The sequence below is a fragment of the Corallococcus exiguus genome (assembly GCF_009909105.1).
Lineage (GTDB): Bacteria > Myxococcota > Myxococcia > Myxococcales > Myxococcaceae > Corallococcus > Corallococcus exiguus.
The window spans coordinates 171,551-192,717 of record NZ_JAAAPK010000007.1; the positions used below are offsets into that span (position 1 = coordinate 171,551).

General features: G+C 69.9%; 18 protein-coding genes. 5 read left to right on the plus strand and 13 right to left on the minus strand.

Annotated elements, in window-relative coordinates; all coding sequences use genetic code 11:
• Window positions 1–72: 72 nt before the first annotated feature.
• On the minus strand, window positions 73–939 hold the full coding sequence (locus tag GTZ93_RS25190; protein WP_139921937.1) for an NAD-dependent protein deacetylase: 867 nt from the start codon (window positions 937–939) through the stop codon (window positions 73–75).
• A 66-nt stretch (window positions 940–1,005) separates the two neighbouring features.
• On the minus strand, window positions 1,006–4,134 hold the full coding sequence (locus GTZ93_RS25195; protein ID WP_139921935.1) for a tetratricopeptide repeat protein: 3,129 nt from the start codon (window positions 4,132–4,134) through the stop codon (window positions 1,006–1,008).
• Between the two features lie 180 nt (window positions 4,135–4,314).
• Between GTZ93_RS25195 and GTZ93_RS42925 the strand changes: the two genes are divergently transcribed.
• Window positions 4,315–5,688 carry a TonB C-terminal domain-containing protein gene (locus tag GTZ93_RS42925; protein ID WP_261778850.1) on the plus strand — a complete coding sequence of 458 codons (1,374 nt, stop codon included), beginning with the start codon at window positions 4,315–4,317 and terminating at the stop codon, window positions 5,686–5,688.
• 1 nt (window position 5,689) lies between these two features.
• Here GTZ93_RS42925 and GTZ93_RS25205 read toward each other — a convergent pair whose 3' ends face one another.
• Together GTZ93_RS25205 and GTZ93_RS25210 are read right to left on the minus strand one after the other, a co-directional pair.
• Entirely contained in the window at window positions 5,690–7,189 is a 1,500-nt protein-coding gene (locus tag GTZ93_RS25205; protein ID WP_161663042.1) for an amidase, read from the minus strand.
• Between the two features lie 69 nt (window positions 7,190–7,258).
• On the minus strand, window positions 7,259–7,996 hold the full coding sequence (locus tag GTZ93_RS25210; protein ID WP_139919417.1) for a L,D-transpeptidase family protein: 738 nt from the start codon (window positions 7,994–7,996) through the stop codon (window positions 7,259–7,261).
• Window positions 7,997–8,292: 296 nt separating this feature from the next.
• On the opposite strand from GTZ93_RS25210, the gene GTZ93_RS25215 reads away from it, so the two are divergent.
• Window positions 8,293–10,683 carry an RIO1 family regulatory kinase/ATPase domain-containing protein gene (locus tag GTZ93_RS25215; RefSeq protein ID WP_139919416.1) on the plus strand — a complete coding sequence of 797 codons (2,391 nt, stop codon included), beginning with the start codon at window positions 8,293–8,295 and terminating at the stop codon, window positions 10,681–10,683.
• A 244-nt stretch (window positions 10,684–10,927) separates the two neighbouring features.
• Here GTZ93_RS25215 and GTZ93_RS25220 read toward each other — a convergent pair whose 3' ends face one another.
• From GTZ93_RS25220 to GTZ93_RS25235, 4 genes are all read right to left on the minus strand, one after another.
• Entirely contained in the window at window positions 10,928–11,818 is an 891-nt protein-coding gene (locus GTZ93_RS25220; RefSeq protein ID WP_120581544.1) for an alpha-ketoglutarate-dependent dioxygenase AlkB, read from the minus strand.
• Between the two features lie 12 nt (window positions 11,819–11,830).
• Entirely contained in the window at window positions 11,831–12,544 is a 714-nt protein-coding gene (gene deoD / locus GTZ93_RS25225) for a purine-nucleoside phosphorylase (protein ID WP_121754782.1), read from the minus strand.
• Between the two features lie 15 nt (window positions 12,545–12,559).
• Window positions 12,560–13,933, minus strand: coding sequence for a LysM peptidoglycan-binding domain-containing protein (locus GTZ93_RS25230; protein WP_139919415.1), 1,374 nt, complete (start codon window positions 13,931–13,933; stop codon window positions 12,560–12,562).
• Window positions 13,934–14,018: 85 nt separating this feature from the next.
• Window positions 14,019–14,489: a putative toxin-antitoxin system toxin component, PIN family gene (locus GTZ93_RS25235; RefSeq protein ID WP_139919414.1), complete on the minus strand. Its 471-nt coding sequence runs from the start codon at window positions 14,487–14,489 to the stop codon at window positions 14,019–14,021.
• A 164-nt stretch (window positions 14,490–14,653) separates the two neighbouring features.
• Here GTZ93_RS25235 and GTZ93_RS25240 point away from each other — a divergent pair, with 164 nt between their 5' ends.
• From GTZ93_RS25240 to GTZ93_RS25250, 3 genes are all read left to right on the plus strand, one after another.
• Window positions 14,654–15,268, plus strand: coding sequence for a CAP domain-containing protein (locus tag GTZ93_RS25240; RefSeq protein WP_139919413.1), 615 nt, complete (start codon window positions 14,654–14,656; stop codon window positions 15,266–15,268).
• Between the two features lie 37 nt (window positions 15,269–15,305).
• Window positions 15,306–16,496 carry a cysteine desulfurase-like protein gene (locus tag GTZ93_RS25245; protein ID WP_139919412.1) on the plus strand — a complete coding sequence of 397 codons (1,191 nt, stop codon included), beginning with the start codon at window positions 15,306–15,308 and terminating at the stop codon, window positions 16,494–16,496.
• Between the two features lie 165 nt (window positions 16,497–16,661).
• The gene (locus tag GTZ93_RS25250; RefSeq protein ID WP_139919411.1) at window positions 16,662–17,930 is read left to right on the plus strand and encodes a hypothetical protein; all 1,269 of its coding nucleotides are present in this window, start codon (window positions 16,662–16,664) and stop codon (window positions 17,928–17,930) included.
• 170 nt (window positions 17,931–18,100) lie between these two features.
• Here the strand turns inward: GTZ93_RS25250 and GTZ93_RS25255 are convergent, their stop codons facing one another.
• Genes GTZ93_RS25255 through GTZ93_RS25275 form a run of 5 tightly spaced genes read right to left on the minus strand, consistent with a single transcriptional unit; the run spans window position 18,101 to window position 21,142 of the window.
• The gene (locus GTZ93_RS25255) at window positions 18,101–18,985 is read right to left on the minus strand and encodes an EamA family transporter (protein ID WP_139919410.1); all 885 of its coding nucleotides are present in this window, start codon (window positions 18,983–18,985) and stop codon (window positions 18,101–18,103) included.
• A gap of 57 nt (window positions 18,986–19,042) precedes the next feature.
• The gene (locus tag GTZ93_RS25260) at window positions 19,043–19,261 is read right to left on the minus strand and encodes a hypothetical protein (protein ID WP_180946088.1); all 219 of its coding nucleotides are present in this window, start codon (window positions 19,259–19,261) and stop codon (window positions 19,043–19,045) included.
• Complete coding sequence (locus GTZ93_RS25265) at window positions 19,225–19,929, minus strand: TVP38/TMEM64 family protein (protein ID WP_257979261.1); 705 nt, start codon at window positions 19,927–19,929, stop codon at window positions 19,225–19,227. The genes GTZ93_RS25260 and GTZ93_RS25265 overlap by 37 nt, the downstream gene beginning before the upstream one ends.
• Window positions 19,926–20,588, minus strand: coding sequence for a Rossmann-fold NAD(P)-binding domain-containing protein (locus tag GTZ93_RS25270; RefSeq protein WP_139919409.1), 663 nt, complete (start codon window positions 20,586–20,588; stop codon window positions 19,926–19,928). The genes GTZ93_RS25265 and GTZ93_RS25270 overlap by 4 nt, the downstream gene beginning before the upstream one ends.
• Complete coding sequence (locus GTZ93_RS25275; RefSeq protein WP_139919408.1) at window positions 20,585–21,142, minus strand: TetR/AcrR family transcriptional regulator; 558 nt, start codon at window positions 21,140–21,142, stop codon at window positions 20,585–20,587. The genes GTZ93_RS25270 and GTZ93_RS25275 overlap by 4 nt, the downstream gene beginning before the upstream one ends.
• Window positions 21,143–21,167 lie beyond the last annotated feature (25 nt).

Here is a 21,167-nt window from a genome sequence, read left to right on the forward strand (position 1 = left end):
CTGGCGTGCCCATTCGGTGCCGAGCCCGGAGCCCCGAGGCCCGGCTGCACGCCCGGTGTGGGAGGAGGAACGTCAGGTGCGGGTCAGCGCCTGGGCGAGCCTGGGCAGGACCTCCCCCGCTTTCGCCTCCACGCGCACATCCGCGAGGCCGTCGCCCCGGCTCTCCCCGATGTTGAGGATGCCAATGGGCATGTGCCGCTCCGCCGCGCGCGTGACGAAGCGGTAGCCGGAGTAGACCGTCAGCGACGAGCCCACCACCAGCAGCGCGTCCCCCTCCTCCACGAGCGCGAACGCGTCCTGCACCAGCGGCGCCGCGACGTTGTCCCCGAAGAACACCACGTCCGGCTTCAGCGTCCCGCCACAGCGCGTGCACGCGGGCACGCGGAAGCCCTCCACGGCCTCCTGCGACAGCTCCGCGTCGCCGTCCGGACGCAGCTCCACGAGGGTGTGCGCGAAGTCCGGGTTGAGGCCCAGCATCCGCGCCTGGAGCGACGCGCGAGGCTCCTGCGCGCCACACGCCAGGCAGCGCACCCGCGACAGCGCGCCGTGCAACTCCAGCACGCGCTCACTGCCCGCGGCGTGGTGCAGGCCGTCCACGTTCTGCGTGATGAGCCCGGGCACCACGTCCGCCTTCTCCAGCGCGGTGAGCGCGAAGTGCGCGTCGTTGGGCCGGGCGGTGGTGAAGCGCGGCCAGCCCAGCAGGCTGCGCGCCCAGTAGCGCTGACGCACCTCTGGCTGGTGCAGGAACTCGCGGTGCTGGATGGGGTTGCGCACCTTGTGGCGCGTCTCCGGGCCGCGATAGTCGGGGATGCCGGACTCGGTGCTGATTCCGGCTCCGGTGAGCACCACGACGCGGCGTCCGCGCAGCAGCTTGGCCAGGGCGTCCACACCCGCTTCCGGCGGGAGGGCGGCGACAGGGGAGTCCGTGAGGAGCGTCATTCCACCCTCCGTATAACGTGGCCCGTTCGTGCTCGCTCCAGGGCCTTGGCGCTTCTGACGAGGCGCTTACCGGACGAGCGCGTCCCTGGCGGGGTCCGCGGGCTTCGGCGTGGCCATGGCGGCCTTGATGTCCCTGCGCGCGGCGGGGGGCAGCTTGGCGATCCAGCGGTCCATCGCCTGTCGCAGCTCCGGCACGGAGGACTCCTCGTCGGGGAGCGATGCGGCCTCCTGGCGGGCCTCGGCGGCGAGCCGGACGGCGCGGGCCGGGTCCTGCTTCGCGTCCCACAGCGCGCGGGCCAGCATGTAGCGCGCGGCGGGGCGCTCCGCGGGTCGGGGCCGGGCGCGCTCCCAACCGGCGACGGCCTGCTCCAGCGGAGCCAGCGCCTCGCGCGGACGGCCGAGCACCATGTACGTGCGCCCCAGGTCCACCAGCGCCCCCGTCCAGCCGCCGTTCACGTCGTCTGGCAGGGACGTCTGGAGCGCGGCGGCGCGCTGGAAGTACGGCAGGGCCTGGTCCGGCTGGTTGCGGTAGCTGAGCGTCTGCCCCATGCCCCGGAGCACCAGCGCCAGCGTGGGGTGGTCCGGGCCCAGGCTCTTCTCCACCTGCTCGAGCGCCGTGGCGAAGCGCTGGGTGGCCTCCTCCAACCGGCCCATGTGCACCAGCAGCGTGCCGATGTTGTTGACGATGATGGCCACCGTGGAGCTGTCGCGCCCCTCCGTCTTCTCCGCGATGCTCAGCGCGCGTTCGTAGAGGGGCAGCGCCTCCTCGCGCTTGCCCTGGTACTGGAGCGCCAGCGCCAGGCTGTTGAGCGCGTCCGCCACCTGCGGGTGGTCCTGGCCCAGCGAGCGCTCCAGCAGCGCCAGCGCGCCCCGGGCCAGCCGCTCCGACTGCACGAAGTCGCCCTGCTGCCAACGCACGCTGGCCTGCTCCAGGCGGATGCGCGCCACGTCCGGATGCTCGGGCCCCAGCGCTCCTCGCACGGTGCCCAATGCGCGCTCGTACAGGCCCAGGGCCTCCTCCGCGCGCCCCTGTGAGCGGCGCACGGTGCCCAACTCCACGCGCACGTCCGCGACCTCCAGGGCCTCCGGGCCGAAGCGCTTCTCCAGGAAGGACAGCGCGCGAGTGAGCTGTTCGTGGGCCTCCGGGTAGCGGCCCTGGCGCGACAACAGCCGGCCCAGGTTCATGGCGAGCGCGCCGGCCAGTTCCCTGCTGGCGCCCAGCCGCTCCACCGCGGCGCTGGCCCGCTCCGCGGCCTGCTGTCCCTGGACGTAGTGGTCCAACCGTTCGCCCGTCACGCGCACCGCCAACGTCCACGCCCGGGCGGCGGCGTCGTCGTTGCGGCCGGCCTCCGCGGTCCACGCGGCCTGGAGCACCGTGGCCTCCGCGCCCCGGTAGTCCCCGGCCCCGTCCTTCAACTCCGCGAGCAGCAGCAGCGCGTCCGCGGCGCCGGACCAGTCCCCCGCGGCGCGTGCGGACTGGGCCACCGGCTCCACGCGCGCCACTCCCTGCGAATAGCGGCCGGCGGCGCGCAGCGCCCTTGCGTCCACGAGCGCCTGGAGCAGCGCCACCGTGCGGTCCCTTGCAGCGGGATCATCGGATGAGGAGTGGCCGCGCGACGTCAGCGCCTCCACGTCCGAGCAGCCCGCCAGCGGCGTCAGCCCCTCCACCGCGCGGGGCGCCCGCTCCACCAGGTCCGGGTCCGCCTGCGTGAACAACTGCGTGAGCGCGGCCACGTCCGCGAGCCGCGCGTCCAGGCAGCGCATGCGCAGCGCCATCACCGCTTCGCTCTGCTCGTGGCGTACGCGGGTGGCCTCGCAGGCCGCCGTGCGCGTCGTCACCCACGCGGCGGTGTACGAGTCCAGTCCCCGGCGCACATGCCGGAAGGCGTCGTGCGCGAAGCGGCGCTCGGTGCCGACGAAGGCCGCCTCCACCGCCTGCTGCCGGGACGCGTCCCACACGCCGTCCATGGCGCGGGCGGCACCCTCGCAGCCCGTGACGTCGCGGCGGTTGAGGACGTGCGTGAGGCCCACCGCGGACAGGAGCAGCAGCGACGCGCCCGCCACGCGCAGCCGCCGCGTCCGGCGCGCCGCGGGGTCCGCATCCAGCGCGGCGATGAGCGCCTCCATGGACGCGTGGCGGTCCTCGGGCTTCACCGACAGGCCCTTCACCACCACCTTGCGCAGCCACTGCGGCACGCCGGAGTGCCGGGGCACGCTCTTCACTCGCCCCGCATGCACCGCCTGGGACAGCTCCTCCACCGTGGCGCCCGCGAAGGGTCGCTCGCCGTAGAGGCCTTCGTAGAGCGCGGCGCAGAAGCCGAATTGGTCGCTTCGCGCGTCGGTGCGCTCCTCCGGCGGGAACTGCTCCGGGGCCATGTACGCGGGCGTGCCGCCCTCCATGGCTCGCGGATGCGCGGGGCTTCCCGGCATCACCGGCGGGACCACGGCGCCGAACATGATGCGCGACAGGCCGAAGTCGGTGACGCGCACGCGGCCATCCTGGCCCACGAGGATGTTCTCCGGCTTCACGTCGCCGTGCACGACGCCCACCGCGTGCGCGGCGGCGAGCCCCCGGGCCACGGCGAGGAAGACCTCCACCACCTGGCGCCACGGGTGCGGACCGTCGTGCTCCCACTTGCGCAGCGTGTGCGCGTCCACCAGCTCCATGGCCAGGAAGACCTGCCGGCCGAAGGTGCCCACGTCGAAGACGGAGACGACGTGCGGGTGGGAGACGCGGGCCATGGCCTGCGCCTCGCGCAGCACCTGCGTGCGTCCAGCCTCCGCGCCCAGCCCCAGCGCCTCCACCTGGAGGAGCTTGAGCGCGACGCGGCGGTCCAGCTCCGGGTCATAGGCGGCGTACACGACGCTCATCCCGCCCACGCCCAGCATCTCCAGGATGAGGTAGCGCCCCACCGCCGTGCCACGCGCGAGCGGCGGCGTGGGCAGCCTCAGGCGCGGCTTCTTCCCGCGCCACGGGTCCACGGCCAGCGTCGCCAGCTGGCTGTCGAGGACCTCCTCCTCCGGAACAGCCAGCCCGGAGTCCGTGGGCGGTTGCACCTTCAGCGCCTCGGACACCATGCGCCGGCAGGAGGGGCACGTGTCCAGGTGCTCGTCGACGAGCGCCGCCCTGTCGGAGGGCAGCGTCCCGAGCAGGAGGTCCATGAACGTGGGTTCGTCCAGACAGGCGAGGGGCATGGGAGGCACGAGGAAGGCGGCAGCACAGCAGGACTCACGGCGGGCGTCGAGTCACCCCCGGGACGTTTCATGCGTTGAAGGGTTGCCTGCTCGGCGGGTGGGACGTCGGTTCGCGAACGCCCCCGTCCCTATGTGTTGAGACAGGGCGCGCTTTCTGGGAAGTGTCCAAGCATGCGGGTGTTGCGACGTCTCGGATGGGCCGGACTGATATCCCTGGCACTGCACGCCCTCATCTTCGGGCTGTTGTGGGCAGTGGACCCCGCGCTGTCGTCCGCCGGACGCACCGCCCGGCTGCGCGAGAAGGCGGTCGAGGTGGAGATCATCACCTCCCCCTCCGTCCCCCCGGTGACCCCGCCCGCCCCGACGCCCCCGGCACCGGAGCCCGCCGCCCCACCGTCCGGCATCGCGACGCGTGAGCCGCCGAAGAGCGCCCCTCCTCCGGCACCGGCCCCCGCGAAGCCGCGTGCGCCAGCGAAGGACGCGCCGACCGAGCCACCTCCAGCGACCGCGACGCGCGAACCCCCGGAGCCGCCTCCGCCTCCCGTCGCGACGCGAGAGCCGGCTCCTTCCGAAGACGCTCCGCGCGCGTCGGCGGACGACATTCCACGCCTGGACATCGCGACCCGCGTGCCCTCTCCAGACGGGGACCGGCCCCCGGGTGCCCTTCCCCAGAACCTGATTCCCTCCCCCGGTTCGAACAAGGGGGTCATCATCACGACGCCGGAGAACTCCCGGGGCGGAGGCCGCACGCTGCGCCCTGGCGACCCGAGCCTGTCCGCCGAATCCCTCCGAGCCGAGGAACACGCACGCGTGTCGGAGCGGGTGCAGGGCATCGTCGACGAACGCCGCGCGCGCGACCGCGTGGACACCGGCCGCATCCATCCCTACTTCGGCCAGCTGCGCGCGCAGCTGGAGAAGCAGATGGACGCCCCGCCCCTCTTCGACATGCCCAGCTTCCCCAAGCAGCTGATGTACTCCTACGCGGAGAAGGCCCGGCAGTTCGGCGCCACCGGCTCCCCCGGGAGCATGCCCGGGCCTCGCAAGCCTCCCAAGCCGGGCGAGCTCCTCGCGAAGCGCGCCCGCGACGAGCCCGGCTACAACCGACTGCGAGGCCTCTCCCAGGCGGGCGAGGAGCTCCAGGACTTCGCCCACGGCGTCAGCACCATGAAGCTCACCGTCACGCTGGAGCTGCTCCAGGGCCCGGACGGCCTCCTGCGCGAGGTGAAGCTCATCAGCCGCAGCGGCAACCGCGCCTACGACGACTACGTGCTCCAGGCCGTCCCGCCCGCGCTGGGGAAGGCCGCCGTGCCGCCCCCGGACGCGATGGGCGTGCACACGGACGGCATCCGCAGCGTCTGGGCCGTGGAAGGTCGCGTCGTCTACGTGCGCAAGGTCAGCGAGATGAAGAAGGGCGCGGACAACATCTACCTCGCCGCCCTGACCGCCGCGGGACTGCTCGCCGGCAACTTCGATGAGACCACCGGCGAGGTCTACGTCATCGACGTGCGCAACCCGCACTTCGAATGCCGCTCGCGCCTGCTGCGCGTCTACTGACTCAGGGCGTGAACGCCGCGGGCCACCGCACGCCTCCGCCCAGGGGCAGGAGCGCCTCCGCCACGTCGAGCAGCGCCCCGTCCGTCCACCGCCGCCCCACCAGCTGCGCCCCCACCGGCAGGCCCGCCGACGTGAGCCCCAGCGGGAAGACCACGACAGGGCTCCCCGTCGCGTTGAACAGGCAGGTGAACCCGCCAAAGGCCTCCAGGTAGTCGCGAGGCACGCCGTCCACGTCCAACGGCGCCCCGAACGGCATGTGCGGCGGCGCGGCCGTCATCGCCACCGGCACGAGCCACGCGTCCCAGCCGGACAGGAAGTCCTCCAACAGGCCGATGTGCACGTCCCGCCGGCTGAGCGCCGTGCCGTAGCCCGTCATGTCCACGCGCGTGCCCTGCACGATGGCCTTCGCCAGCAGGTCCCGCTCGAAGGGGAGGAACTGCTGCTGATAGCCCTCGCGCACGGGCGGAGGCAGGGGCGCGCCCACCTCGGCGCCCTCCGTCAGCCCCCACACCTCCACCAGGTCCGTGAAGTCCTGCCCCGGAGGCACGGCCTGCTCCACCACGACGCCCTCCGCGCGGGCGGCGGCGGTGAAGCGCTGGAACAGCTCACGCGTCTCGCGGTCGGCCTGGAAGGGGCCCAGCGTGTCCGCCCACGCCAGCCGCAGGCCCTTCAGCGCCCGGGGCTTCGCGGCGCCCACCGGCGCGACGGGCGGCACCTCCGGGGCGCGCGGATCCGCGCCCTCGATGATGGACAGGATGAGCCGCACGTCCGCCACCGAGCGCGCCAGCGGCCCCGCGCACGCCATGTGGCGCACGTGGCGCGGCCCGTCCGGCGGGTCCGGGATGTGGCCGAAGGTGGAGACGCGGTGCTCCGTGGGCTTGAGGCCCACGATGCCGCAGTAGGCCGCCGGCTGCCGGATGGAGCCGCCAATGTCGCTGCCCACCTCGAACGGCGTGAGCCCCGCCGCCACCGCCGCCGCCGCGCCACCGCTGGAGCCGCCCGGCGTGTGCCCCAGGTCATGCGGGTTGTTCGTCCGGCCCCAGAGCGGCCCGTCCGTCTGGAAGTCCCCCGCGAACGGCGGCAGGTTCGTCTTGCCGAAGAGGATGGCCCCCGCCGCCTTGAGCCGGGCCACCACGGTCGCGTCGTGCGCGGGCACGTACTCCGCGAGGGCCGGGTGGGCGGACGTCGTGCGCAGGCCCTCGGTGCTGAACGCGTCCTTCACCGTGAAGGGCACGCCGTGCAGCGGGCCCCACAGCTCGCCCCGGGCAAGCGCCGCGTCCGCCTCTTCCGCCCGCTTCCGGGCCTGCGCCTCGTCCCACGTCACGACGGCATTGAGCGTGGGGTTGTGTGCTCGCGCGCGGGCGAGGAAGGCGTCCAGCACCTCCACCGCGGTGACGTGACGCTCGCGCAGGGCGGCCGCCAGCTCCGTCGTCGTGAGGGAGACGAGCGCGCGTGCGCCCCCGGCGGTTCCGGCCTCCTGAAGCGGGACAGATGACTTCATGTGCGTGCACTCCCCCAGAGGCCGGCCCCGGCGGCGCGGCCCTCCCATGCCCAGGGTTCTACCAACTTCTCAGCGCGCCCGGGCCCGCGGAGCCGGCGACACCACGTAGGCGGACGCGGAGTCATCCACCTTCACTTTCGGTGGACGCCGGGACTCCTCGAAGAGGCGGTAGCCCGGCTCCAGGCCGCGCCAGAAGGCCTTCCGCGCGTCGGTGACACCGGAGAGGGCCTCCAGCGCCGTGAGCCCCGCCGCGTCCAGCCGCCGTGGGAACACGTGCACCGGCACGTCGCGGCGCATGCTCGCGCGGGCCTCGGACACCATGACGTACAGCTCCTCGATGGGGCCGTCCTCGATGGCCAGGCAGCCGATGCTCACGCAGTCGCCGTGGATGTAGATGTCGCCCCCGGGCTTCGCGGCGCCCAGCTTGCGGTCCAGCGCGTTCGGGTAGCTCACCCGCATGGACAGGTGGTACGCGCTCTTCGGGTTGAAGAGGTCCACCGTGTAGAAGCCCTCCGGGACCTGCAGGTCGCCCTGGGCCCGTTTGGGGCCCACGTCGCCGGAGGCCGCGCAGACGGGGAAGGTGCGCACCTTCACCAGCGGCTGGCCCGGCTTGCCCGCCCAGACCTCCAGCTCGCGCTCGACCTTGAAGGCCCGCAGGTAGAGTTCCTCCGGCGGCCAGGACAGCCCCGCCTCCTTGAACGTTTTGACGAGACCGGCCGTCTGGCGCTTGCGGGCCGCCGCGACCCGGTCTTCCGCGTGGGCGCACAGCGAGGCCAACAGGACACCCCACGCGAGCAGGACCTTCATGGGCGGAATGCTCCTTTCGTGAAAACGGTTTGACGCCGGGCGGACGTCAATCCGGTCCCTGGGCAGGGGTGGGCGGAGAACAGGCTACAGGCACGGGGGCACCCCTGGCCCCCTGCTTCCCAAGCTGCTAGCAAGCGGTACGTGGGCTTCCTGGATGACGTTCAGCGTAACGGCGATGGAAACCAGGGCCGGCCCGGTGTTCTCATCTCCAACGTGCATCATGGCGAGCAGGGGCCGCCGGTGTGCGCAGCGGCTGTTGCTCCCCGCCCCGTGCCGTTCCGGCCTTTTGCTTAAGAATGAATGACTCCCTCGAGACCCTCCTCGCCGACGGCATCATCGACGCCGTCATCGGCCAGCTGAAGACGGGGAAGGAGGCGGAGGTGTGGCTCGTCCAGCACGCCGGCCAGGTTGTCGCAGCGAAGCTGTACAAGGAGCGCCACGAGCGCAACTTCCGCAACAACTCCGGCTACAAGGAAGGCCGCGAGGTGCGCAACTCGCGCACGCGCCGCGCCATGGAGAAGGGCAGCCGCTTCGGGCAGGCCGCCGCGGAAGAGGCGTGGAAGAACGCGGAAGCGGACTCGCTCTACAAGCTGCACGCACAAGGCGTGCGCGTGCCCACGCCGGTGCTGTTCTACGAGGGCATCCTCCTCATGGAGCTGGTGCGGGACGCGGAAGGACAGCCCGCGCCCCGGCTGGTGGAGGCTCCGCCCCAGACGCCCGAGGAGGCCGAGGCCCTCTACCTGGACCTGCGGGCCCAGGTGGTTCGCACCATGTGCGCGGACCTCATTCACGGGGACCTGTCGCCCTACAACATCCTGATGAGCGGGTCCGGGCCGACCATCATCGACTTTCCGCAGACGGTGGCGGCGGCGCGCAACAGCCAGGCGGAGTTCTACTTCCGCCGCGACCTGGATAACGTGCGGGAGTTCCTGGCGGGCTTTTCGTCCCGGCTGGCGGGTCGCGCGGGTGACACGGGCGAAATCTGGAACGCGTACGTGCGGCGCGAGCTGACGCCGGACTTCGTGCCGTCGGGAGCGTTCCGAGAGGCGCCGCGTCGGCAGGGCGCCGGCCGTCAGACGTCCCGGCAGGAGCGGTTCCTCCAGCAGGAGGAGGCCCGGCGCAACGAGATCCGTCCGGCTCCGGCGCCCGTGCCGGTGGAGGAAGGGCTCAGCGAGGAAGAGGCGGAGCTGCGCGCGCTGGAGGCGCTGGTGCTGCGCCAGGGTGGCGGCGAGCGTGGGCGGCCCGTCGTCACGGCGAGCCCGCGCGATGGGCGTCGGCGCGGTGGGTCTGGTGGCAAGCCGCCGCCGCGCACCGGCAATGCGCCGCGGCCCGGGAGCGGTGGGCCCCAGCAGAACGCGGGAGCGCGTCCGGCGCAGGGCGGTGGCAACAACCGGCCCAACGGCAACAACGGGCGTCCGCAGCAGGGCGGACCGCGCAACGGCGCTCCGGCGCAGGGCGCGAATGCTCCGGTGGCGCAGGGTGCGAATGCGCCGGCGGCGCAGGGCGATGCTCGCATGAACGGCCGGCCGCAGCAGGGAGGGCCGCGCAACGGCAATCCGCGCAACGAGCCGCGCCGTGATGGACGTCCGCCGCGCTCGCCCAACGGCGAGGCGCGCATGAACGGCCAGCCGATTGGCGAGAACGCTCAGGCGTCGCAGCAGAACAGCCGGCCGCCGCGCATGAATGGCCAGCCGTCTGCAGAGAACGGTCAGGCATCGCAGCAGAACGGCCGGCCGCCGCGCATGAACGGCCAGCCGTCTGGCGAGAACGGTCAGGCGCCACAGCAGAACAGCCGGCCGCCGCGCATGAACAGGCAGCCAGCTGGCGAGATTAGCCAGGCGTCGCAGCAGAACGGCCGGCCTCCGCGCATGAACGGCCAGCCTTCTGGCGAGAACGGTCAGGCGTCGCAGCAGAACAGCCGGCCGCCGCGCATGAACGGCCAGCCGTCTGGCGAGAACGGTCAGGCGTCGCAGCAGAACGGCCGGCCTCCGCGCATGAACGGTCAGCCTTCTGCCGAGAACGGTCAGGCGCCACAGCAGAACAGCCGGCCGCCGCGCATGAACAGGCAGCCAGCTGGTGAGAACGGCCAGGCACCGCAGCAGAACGGCCGGCCTCCGCGCATGAACGGCCAGCCGATTGGCGAGAACGCTCAGGCGTCGCAGCAGAACGGCCGGCCTCCGCGCATGAATGGCAGGTCTCGTGGCGGTGAGTCGGGCCTGAAGGGTCCGTCGCGCCAGAACGGTCAGCCGGATAGCGGCGAGGCTGCTGTGAACGGCCAGCCGCACGGCGGCGAGGCTGCGGTGAACGGTCAGGCTCAACAGCCGAACGGCAACGGCCGGCCGCCGCGCAACGAGTGGCGCGCGAATGGTCGTCCGCAGCAGAACGGCGAGCCGCGCCAGGAGGGTCCGGGAGCGCAGTCGCGCATGAACGGACGGCCTCCGCGCAACAACGGTTCCTTCCAGGACGGCGACCCGCAGCAGAACGGCGAGCCGCGCCAGACTGGCCGGGGCCCGGGCTCGGGTCCCCGCGAGGCGCGTGGCAACCTGCCCAACAACGGTCCTCGGATGCCCCGTCAGGGCCCGGAGCGCGGCGCGGGACGTTCGTCCCGGGGTTCCGCGCCCCAGGTGAGCTACGTGGGCCGTCCGCCCGCGGCCTCGTCCTCGAACCCCGAGACAGGCTCCTCCTAGCCTTCGGTCAGGGGAGCGCCCTACCAGGCCTCCCCGCCGCCAGCGCACCGTGAAAACCTGTCCGACTGTCGGACAGGTTTAGACGACCGAGAGGCCAGCCGCGTCACCCGCCGGACCGCGGAAACCTGTCCGACTGTCGGACAAGTTTGGAAGACGCGAGGTCGGCCCCGCCGCCAGCGCACCGCGGAAACCTGTCCGACTGTCGGACAGGTTTTGAACCGCGCCGGCCGGAGGGTGCCGCGCCCTACTCCGCCTTTGTCGGCGGCTGTTCGCGCGCCAGTTCCTCACGGAAGAACCGGCTGCCCTTCGCGAGCGTCTCCATGTACGGGCGCACGTCCTCGCGGGCCTCCGGGCTCAGCGCCGCGAACGGCGTCACGTGCGCGTCCGGCACGTAGCGGAACGTCAGGTTGATGCGCCGCGTGCGGAAGTCCGGCAGCTCCGGCGGCATCACGTGCCCCGCGCGCGTGTCCACCCGCTGCACCCGGTGGAACGTCTGCTCCTTCCACTGCGCCCCGCCAAAGAGCTGCAGCGCTCCGTCATCCAGCCACTGCTCCAGCACCACCGCGTCCCGCTCGCCGGGCCGCGTGGACGTGACGAACTGGATGAGCGCGCGCTCGCCCAACGACAGCGACGCCACCGGGCCGGGCTCGAAGTCCTTGTGCTCGCCCACGCGCGCGGTGTCCACCCAGCGCCCGTCCTCCAACCGGTTGCCGTAGAAGTTCACCAGGCACGTGTTGAGGTGCCAGCCCTGCGGCATGTCCGGGCCCCGGAACATCCGCCGCGCCAGCGCCTCCACCTTTTCAATCTGCCGCTCCAGCACCGCCGGGAACGGCTCCGCTTTCACGCAGCGGTTCTGCACGCCCTTCGGGGGCCGGTAGTAGTCCAGACACGCGAACTGCCAGTTGCCCAGCCAGTACACCGGCCTGAGCAACCGCCGCTGCTGCTGGCCTTCCGGCGGCGGGAAGTGCTTCGAAAAGCGCTCCTCCCACAGCGGATGCAGCGTCCCCAGCCACGCCAATATCTCCGTGCGGTCCGCCGAGTTCAGGAAGCTCGCGTTGTAGTGGTGGCCCGGCGTGCGCTGCGCGGCCTTGCGCGCCAGCGGGGAACCCGGGCCCCTGCGGGGAGGCAAGGCCATGCGCTCAGGTCCTCACGCCTCGGAGGCGGCCACGTCCAACGCCAGTTCGATCATCTCGTCGAACGTCGTCTGACGGTCCTCCGGCGACAGGTGCTCGCCGGTGCGGATGTGGTCCGACACGGTGAGCAGGGACAGCGCCCGCGCGCCGAACTCCGCGGCCACGCCGTACAGGCCGGCGATCTCCATCTCCACCGCCAGGATGCCCATCTTCTCCAGCGTCGCGTTGAGCGCTTCCTGCGGGTGGTAGAAGAGGTCCGAGGTGAAGACGTTGCCCACGCGCACCGGCTTGTTGCGCTTCTCCGCAGCCTCCACCGCGCGCCGGGCCAGCGTGAAGTCCGCCACCGCCGGGAAGTCGTGCCCCATCACGCGCATGCGGTTCACGTTGGAGTCCGTGCCCGCGCCCATCGCCACGATGACGTCGCGCAGCTTCACGTCCGTGCGCAGCGCGCCGCAGCTGCCCACGCGGATGAGCACCTTCGCACCGTAGTTCTTCACCAGCTCCGTCGCGTAGATGGAGATGGAGGGCACGCCCATGCCGTGCCCCATCACCGACAACCGCTTGCCCCGGAAGGTGCCGGTGAAGCCCAGCATGTTGCGCACCGACGTAACGGAGCGCGCGTTCTCCAGGAAGCGCTCGGAGATGTAGCGCGCCCGGAGCGGGTCGCCCGGCATGAGGATCACTTCAGCGAAGTCACCGGGAGACGCGGAGATGTGCGGAGTTGCCATGGAAGCAGAAGCCTTTCAGCGTCCGGTCGACAGACCGGAGGGAACACCCGTGGGAACGGCCACCGGCGTCGGTGCCGGCGCGGCGGGAGTGCACGGGTTGGGCAGCTTGCCCGAAGCCGCGGGCTCCGTGTTCACCAAAGCGGGGGCCTCCGCCTGGGGAGGCATCCGGCGCGGCGGCAGCTGCACCGGCGGGGGGATGGGGCAGTGCGTGCACGGGCCCTTCAGCGGAATCACCAGCCGCCGGCCAATGCTCAGGAACGTGTTGCGCATCCGGTTGGCCTTCTTGATGGCCACCACGCTGGAGTTGTGACGCATCGCAATGCCACCCAGCGTGTCCCCGTTGCGCACCTTGTACATCATGAGGTTCTGGTCCGGCTGGAGCGCCAGCAGCGGCGCCACCCGGCGGCCCAGCTCCTGCGCGCGTCCGTTGAAGAAGCGCACGTGGAAGTGATCGCGGTGCCGGCGCGCGTGCTTGATGAGCGAGTTGAAGCCCGCGTTGAACAGCGAATCCAGCCAGACCTTGTCCTCGCCAATGGACAGCGCGTAGTCGTACAGGACCTTCATCACGCGCTTGTCCACGAGGATCATCTGCACGTCGGTGTTCACCACCAGCGAGCGCACCAGCGCCCAGTTCATGGCCACGTCGATGTAGCGCTCCCGCTCGCGCTCACGCACCGGCTCCGCGGTCGGGTAGTAGAAGCCCAGGTCGACGTCGCGACCGTTCTGGTGGCTCTTGTGCGGGCGCAGGTAACCGCCGTCCTTGGTGGACAGGCGGTTGACGCGCAGCGTGGGCACGTTCGGGTACTGCGCGCGTACGGCGCGGATGGCGGCGGCCACGTAGTCCACCGTCTCCTTCGTGCCATAGGCAATCTCCGGAGACACCACGAGCCAATCCTTGTCATCCGGCACGCGCACGCTGTTGATCTGCCGGCCGCTCTCCACGAAGCCAATGGACATGGAGCCCAGCGTGGCCGGGTCCTTCTTCCACGCCTCGGTGAGCGCCTCCTCGGACAGGTCGGCGGTGTACAGCGGCCCCGAGGGCGCGGCGGGCGCGAGCGGCGCCTGCATCTCGCCTTCCTCGCTCACGCCTTCGTCATCCGTGGCCGCGGTGGCCTCGTCGTCCTCGTCCTCCGCGTCCACGGGGCAGGGGTTCTCCCGCACGGCGGCGGCGGTGACGACGGCGGCGACCTCCGCCGGGGAAGGCATCGCGATGGGCGCGCCGGACGCGCTCACGGCGGGCGTGGCCTGGGGTTCGGCCGCGGCGGGCGTCTCCACGGGCGGCGTCGCGGGCGAGGCCTGGACCGGAGCCGGAGCCGACGCCGGAACGGGGGTGACGACACGCGCGGCGCAGCCGGCGCAGAACAGGAGGATCAGGAGTGAGGAACGCACCGGGCCGAAGGATGACCCGAGATGCCCGGGTCACCAAGCGCGGAGCGCGATTTTGACTGCCCGTGCGCACTCCTGCCTGCCTGCTTCAAGCGCTCCGTACGAAGCCTTCCGCCTCGAGCACCTGCGAGGCACGGCGAGGCGAGAGCACGTCGAAGGGCAGCCGCCGCCCACCGCCCATGGACAGCACGCGCTGGTCCTTGCTCACCAGCCATGAAGCCCCCGAGCGTGCCGTCAGTTCCAGGAACTTCTGATCATCCCGGTCCCGGCACGGCGGCAGCTCCACCGGTGAGCCCTCACCTTCCGCCACGCGCACGAGCGCGCTGTACGCGTCGCGCACCGTCGCTTGCGCATCCGCCGTCAGCTTGAACGAGGGATAGGCGAGCACCAGCGCCAGCTCCTTCAGCGTGTGCCGGTCCGCCCACGCCGTCAGCGCGCCCGAACGCAGCGCCTGCGCCAACGGCCGCGTGAAGACGTCGTCAAAGATGAACACGTCCAGCACCACGTTGGTGTCCAGCACCACGGAACGAATGGCAGGCGCAGCGGAAGGCGTCTTCACGATGCAGGAACTTTCCGTCACCAACACCGCGGACACAACCCTGCCCTTTCACGCGTCAATCACAATGCACGGAGGGTCCATGGCGGAAACCAGGAATAACCGACAAGAATGCATCTCGCTGAACCCCTCCCCCTGACCGGTCCCCGCCGGTGAAAGGTCTGTCCATGAAGCCCTCGTCCCGTTCGCTGTGTCTGACGTTGCTGAGCGCCGCTGCCCTGCTGGGCGGCTGTGGAGGCGAGGAGGCGCCCACGCCGCAGGGGGAAGGCGTCGTGGTGCCGCCGGTCCAGACGGAGGTCGCCGGCAACGGGCTGAGCGCGAGCGCCGCGTATTGCGACGACGTGACGACGTGGGATCCGGCCTGGGTGCAGTTCGAGACGGACGTGCTCAACCTCATCAACCAGCGCCGCGCCGCGGGCGCCACCTGTGGCGGTGTGGTGAAACCGGCGGTGGGCGCGCTCACGACCAATGACAAGCTTCGCTGTGCGGCGCGCAAGCACTCCAAGGACATGGGCACGAACAACTTCTTCAGCCACACGGGCTCCAACGGCTCCACGCCGTGGCAGCGCATGGCGTCCGCGGGCTACAGCTACCGGACGGCGGCGGAGAACATCGCCGCGGGCTACGGCACCGCGCAGGCGGTGGTGGACGGCTGGATGGCCAGCACCGGGCACTGCAACAACATCATGAACGGGGCGCTGAAGCAGTCGGGCATCGGCTACTTCAACGCGCCGTCCAGCACGTACCGCGCGTACTGGACGCAGGACTTCGGCACGCCGTAGTTCCGCCTGGAGGTCGGAGGGCTATGCTTCCCGTCCCATGCCCTCCCCCTTCGCCGAGCACTTCCCCGCCCTGCGGTCCGGCTTCAGCTACCTGGACAACGCGGCGGGGGCGCAGGTGCCCACGCACTGCATCGACGCCATCCATCAATTCCTCTCGGGTGGCAGCTGCAACGTGGGCCAGCCCTACCCCGCCTCCCGAGTGGCCACCGCGCTCAAGGCCCGGGCGCGCGAGGAGACGGCGGAGTTCCTGAACTGCCGGCCCGGCGAGGTGATGCTCGGGCCCAGCGCCACCGCGCTCACCTTCCAGGTGGGCCGTGCCGTCTCGCGCCTCGTCCAGGCGGGCGACGAGGTGGTCATCTCCGAACTGGAGCACGAATCCAACGCGGCCCCGTGGCGCGCGCTGGAGGCGCAGGGCGTGAAGGTGACGACCTGGCGCGCGAGCTGGCCGGAGGGGCGGCTGGAGGCCTCCGAGCTGCGCAAGCTCGTCACGCCGCGCACGCGGCTGGTGGCGCTGTCAGCGGCGGCGAACTCCGTGGGCGCGACGCCGGACGTGACCGCGGCGGCGGAGGTGGCGCACGGCGTGGGTGCGTGGCTGTTCGTGGACGCGGTGCACTCCAGCCCGCATCACCTGCCGGACGTGCGCGCGTGGGGCGCGGACTTCGCGGTGTTCTCTCCGTACAAGGTCTTCGGTCCGCACCTGGGTTGTCTGTTCGTGCGGCGCGAGCTGCTCGCGGGGCTTCCGGCGGACAAGCTGTGGTTCATGCCGGATGACGGGCCGCAGAAGTTCGAGCCGGGCACGGCGAACCACGAAGGCTGGGCCGGATGGTTGGGCTCGCTGCGCTACCTGCGTGACGTGCTGGGCGGTGGCCAGCCGGGACGCGAGGGATTGACCCGAGCCTTCCAGCGCATCGCGCAGTTGGAGCAGCCGCTGCTGGAGGCCGCGCTGGAGCAGTTGTCCCGTCATCCGCGCGTGCAGCTCTACGGGCCGAAGGCGTCCGCCGGGCGCGTGGCCACCTTCTGCTTCAACGTGACCGGCCTGTCACCGCGCGCCGTGGCCGAGCATCTGGCGGAGCAAGGCGTGGGCGTCGCGGCGGGGCACTACTACGCAACGATGGCGGCGGAGGCACTGGGGCTCATGCCTGACGGCGCGGTGCGCGCGTCGCTGCTCCACTACAACACGGCGGAGGACGTGGGCCGGCTGCTCGCGGCTCTGGATTCGCTGCGCTGATGCCTGGGACCCTCACGCATCGCGGCCTCCCGCTCCGTGTCGACTTCGACGAGCACGGGGGACCACTGCACCACAACATCCTGAAGTTCCGGACCCAATCATTTCCTCCAATACGGAGCACAGGAGCCTTAGCATCACCTACTACACCTAGAGGAGGTACTCACCTTGACCGAATGGTTTCGGCAATTCATCGGCGTTCGATTAACCGTATCGATACCGCGTCCGACGCCTCTTCTACCTGGATGGGAACGGCAGGTACGCAAGGCCGCAGAATCAAATGGTCTCGATCTGCTTGATGCGACGTCTTCAGAAGATCGATTAATGCTGCGTCTGTTCGACCGGGGGAGCAGGTCGACAGTAGGTCCCCGAACCCGCGATTTCGCCCAAGCGACCATGGACGCCTTATCCATTCCTGCGAAGAATCGCTCCCTGGCAGAACTCAGCGTAATGAGCCCCCGAGTCCTCCTCCAAAAAGGAGCAACTTGGTTTGCCATCGCACTACCCGTTACTGGGCTTATCTACGGAATCTGGCGACTCCTACTGTGGACTTTCTATTGGTGGCTGGCTACGCGCTCAATCGAGAGGAGTCTCGTTGTCATCGCGCCATTCGTCTTCGCTGGCTTGGTTGTTGCGGCTGCATATCTCTCCGATAGCGCCAATGACATTGAACGCCCGTTCCAGCGAGCATTTGGAGATAAGACAAACCCGTCCATAAGCAGGAGACGTTTATCAGATGACATATATCTTCACCCCGACGGGAGGATTATCCGGCACGACTCCGCTGGACGCTTGCTGGAAGTCACCAGCAAATCTTCTGACCCGAATACCGATCCGAGCTCACTCTCGGCGTCGACTGAAGTGCCTTTTGGCATTACTGAAGACTATCCAGAGCCTGAACAGATTGTTCAACTGGATGCTAGCGCAAAGCTTCGCAGTCGGACAACGTCCATCCGAGATGATCGCGATCTGCTTTGGGTTCGCGCCCAGCGGGCATTTCAGCTAGCTTGCTTCTTTCTTTTTCTATCTACTGGCGGGCCAGGAGTTGCAGTTTGGCTACTTGTAACAAGTCGGGACTGGCACTACCTACTTGCAAGCATCAGCCTAGCGGCTGTTCCTCTGGCTATTGGGCTTGCTCTCTTACGCCATGACAACAAACTGCGCGAGCAACATCGTGACGCTGAGTCGGAACTCGCCGCACTTGACCGCCTCCAACTAGCCCTCGACTACGCCCAGGGCGACACAAAAGACACACAACGCGAAACACTGCGAAAGGTAATCGGACAGCTGCTTCGCCCCTCTAAACCTGCCTCGCGCCCTGAGTCTCTCCGCCCAAGCAAGACTAGCGAAAAAGATGCGGACGACGGCAGCATTGTGGGAAATGTCTTTGGAAAAGCAGCCGACTCTGTTGCGGCGGTTCTCAAGAAAGGCGATTGAATGCTCCCCAAGGGAATCCAGTCCTGGCAACACTCGCCGTTAGAGGAGGAGCCCTGTCAATGAATTCACCAATTGACTTGGCATTGCCGGCTGCTTCTTCGCAGCGATGTTCTTATTAACTGAATGCAGCAGACGCCAGCCCCGTGTTCGCAGGAGCACCCGTACGAGCATTACGCCTCCACGGGCGGAGGAGGCCGCTTCGCCGTCAGCGTCGCTCCCGCGGATGCGACGCTCACCAGCCCGACCGCCAGCCATTGCAGGGGCGTGAGCTGCTCGCGCAGGAACAACCACCCCACCACCGTCGCCACACCGGGCTCCAGGCTCATCAGGATGCCGAAGGTGCGGCTGGAGAGCTGGCCCAACGCCATCATCTCCAGCGTGTACGGCAGCGCGCTGGACAACAGCGCCACGCCCACGCCCGCGGCGAAGAGCCCTGGCGTCATCCGCTCCAGGTGACCCTCGCTCAACATGAAGGGCAGCACCGTCAACATGGCCACCACCATGCCCGCCGCCACGCCCTGCCCTTCCGGCACGCGGCGCGACAGCCTTCCTCCCGCCAGGATGTAGAGCGCCCAGCACGCGCCCGCCGTCAGCGCCAGCACCACGCCCAGCGGATCCAACCCGCCGGGGTTCGCCGTCCAGGGCGTAATCAGCACGATGCCCGTCGCCGCGAAGAGCACCCACACGAAGTCCAACGCCTTGCGCGAACCCACCACCGCGAGCACGAAGGGCCCCACGAACTCCAGCGTCACCGCGAGCCCCAGCGGGATGCGCGCGATGGCCAGGTAGTACGTGAGGTTCATCACGCCCAGCGCCACGCCATACGGCACGACCGCCGCCCACTGCGACCGCGTGTAGCGCAACAGCGGCGGACGGAAGAAGGCCAGCAGCATCACCGACGCCAGCACCAGCCGAAGGCCCGCGGCCCCCACCGCGCCGAGCACCGGAAAGAGCCCCTTCGCGAGCGCGGCGCCCCCCTGCACGCTCACCACGGCGACGAGGACCGCGGGAATGGGGGGCAAGGCAGGGACACGGCGTCCGGCGACTTCGCTCATGGCGCGGCAATCTAGAGCGTGTCCCCTGAACCGGCGAGTGCACCCTGCGATTGCACCTCACACGACCGCCACGCGAGCCGAGGCGTCGGCGCGGAGCTGCTCGCTCAGCATCCACAGACCGGCCGCGAGCTTCGGGTCCAGCGCCTGATTCCGCGGTTTCACTGGCCGTCGCTTCGAGGCGTACTCGCCCTTGAGCGAGGCCGCCTTGCCGATGCCGTCGGTCGCCCCGGTGAGCAAGATCACCTTGCCTGCGAGATTCTGCGCCAGGGTTTGCATGGGCGACGTCCGCCCCTGGAGGCCCGGTCGAGCGCGGCAATGAGAATTGAAGCGACGAGCAGGCCGCCGAGGATGGGCCACGCGCCGGGCTGCATCCGCCCGGATGCGTCGAACATCTCGTTGCCGAGGTAGCTCACGAGGAGCAGCGGCGGCACGTAGCCCACCAGCGAACCCCAGAAGTGGGTCCAGAACCCCACCTTCGAGACGCCAAGGAACCCGTGGAGCACCTGCGGCATCCAGAGAACCAATCGCAGCACCACGACGGTCTGGAAGGCGCGCCTCTCCAGTGCGTCGTCGTATTTACGGAATCGCGCGGGAATGCGCGCTGAAACCCAATCCTTCGCCACGAAGCGCGCGAACGAGAAACCGACCACGCTCGCGGACATCGTCCCGATCATCGAAAGCGCGAAGGCTGTCTGCCATGGCCAGATCAGCGGTGCCGCTACGATGAAGATAGACCCGGGGACCCCAAATGGCTGGAGCACCGTGTACGCGACGATGAACGCGAGGTAGCCCCATATCCCCATCTCGACGAGCGTGTGGGCCAGGGCCTTCGGCTCGGAGAGCCATGCGAAGACGTCGAAGTACCAGGCGCCCGCGAGCGTGAGGAGCACCAGCGCGACGACGCCAAGCCTCGCGACTCGCAGCGAGCGAGTCGTCGCGCTCATGCGCCAACCCTGTTGATGTCGGCCGACTCGAGGATGAAGCGATCGGCCTTCCCCTCGACGACACGGAGCATCGCGCGGCCGAGGATTTCGGAAGTGGTGAACACGGACGGGAAGACCCGGATGAAGAAAGGAATGACCGGGTTGAGGGGCTTCATCAGGACCACTCCGACCTGATAGGCCCGCGTGCGGCTCCGGATCCCGGGACCCGCCCGGATGAATGCAGGGCGGACGGCGCCGGCATGCCGGAACGGCATGGACTTCAGCGCACCCTCCACGCGCTGCCGGACGCGCGCCCACATCGAGTTCCCGCCAGCCCCCCCTGCGGAGCAGTAGCAAAAGGAGAGTCCGGGGTTGAGCCGGAGGAGCGCGCGCGCCCAGACGAGCGTCAGCTCCTCGGTCAATCGGGCGTAGGCCGCCTCGTCGAGTCCCATCGAGCTGATGCCAATCGCCCAGATGCAGGCGTCGTAGCCAACGAGCTGGTCCTCGATGGCGGAGAATTCGAAGAGATCGTTCAGCAACAGCTCGCGCAGCTTCGGATGCTCGACGCCACACGGCTGCCGCCCGATGCTCAGCACGGCTTCGACCTCAGGAGCACTGAGCGCTTCGCGCAGGGCGCCCGCGCCAACCATTCCGGTCGCGCCAAAGATGATGACTTTCATTTCCGCCTCCCCTTCTCCTTCGCGGGAGGGGTGAAGCGCGCCGCGAGGAGCTCTGTTCGTTTCTCCAGCACCGCCGTCTTCGGCTCGTCCGCGAGCAGACCGTCGAGCGCGAGGAGGAAGACTTCGGCGCTCGCCTCATCGCCCAGGATGGAGACCACGCACCGCAGCGCAATCTTGCGATGGAGCGCATCGGTCTCGGGATCAATCCGCTCGCAGGCCGCGAGGAACTCGCCTCCCATCGGCGTACCGACCATCTCCGCCCAGGGCTCGAGCACCATCACGCGGCAAACGTCGAGCAAGCGCTCATACGGCGTGCGGCCCGGTGCCTTCGCCGCCTGCAACGCCAGGGAATGGCGCGAAACCAGCCACTCCACGAAGACGGCCTTGAAGATGTCTTCCTTGTCCTTGAAGACCCGGTAGAGGAGCGTGCGCGAGAGGTCCGCGCGCCTGGCGATGTCCTCGAACGACGTCTTCGCGAAACCGAAGTTGAGGAAGCACCACCGCGCGGCGAGCAGGATCTTCGCTCGGCGCGCGGCGGTCTCCGCTTCGTTCATCGTCGTCACCATTCAGACAATGTGA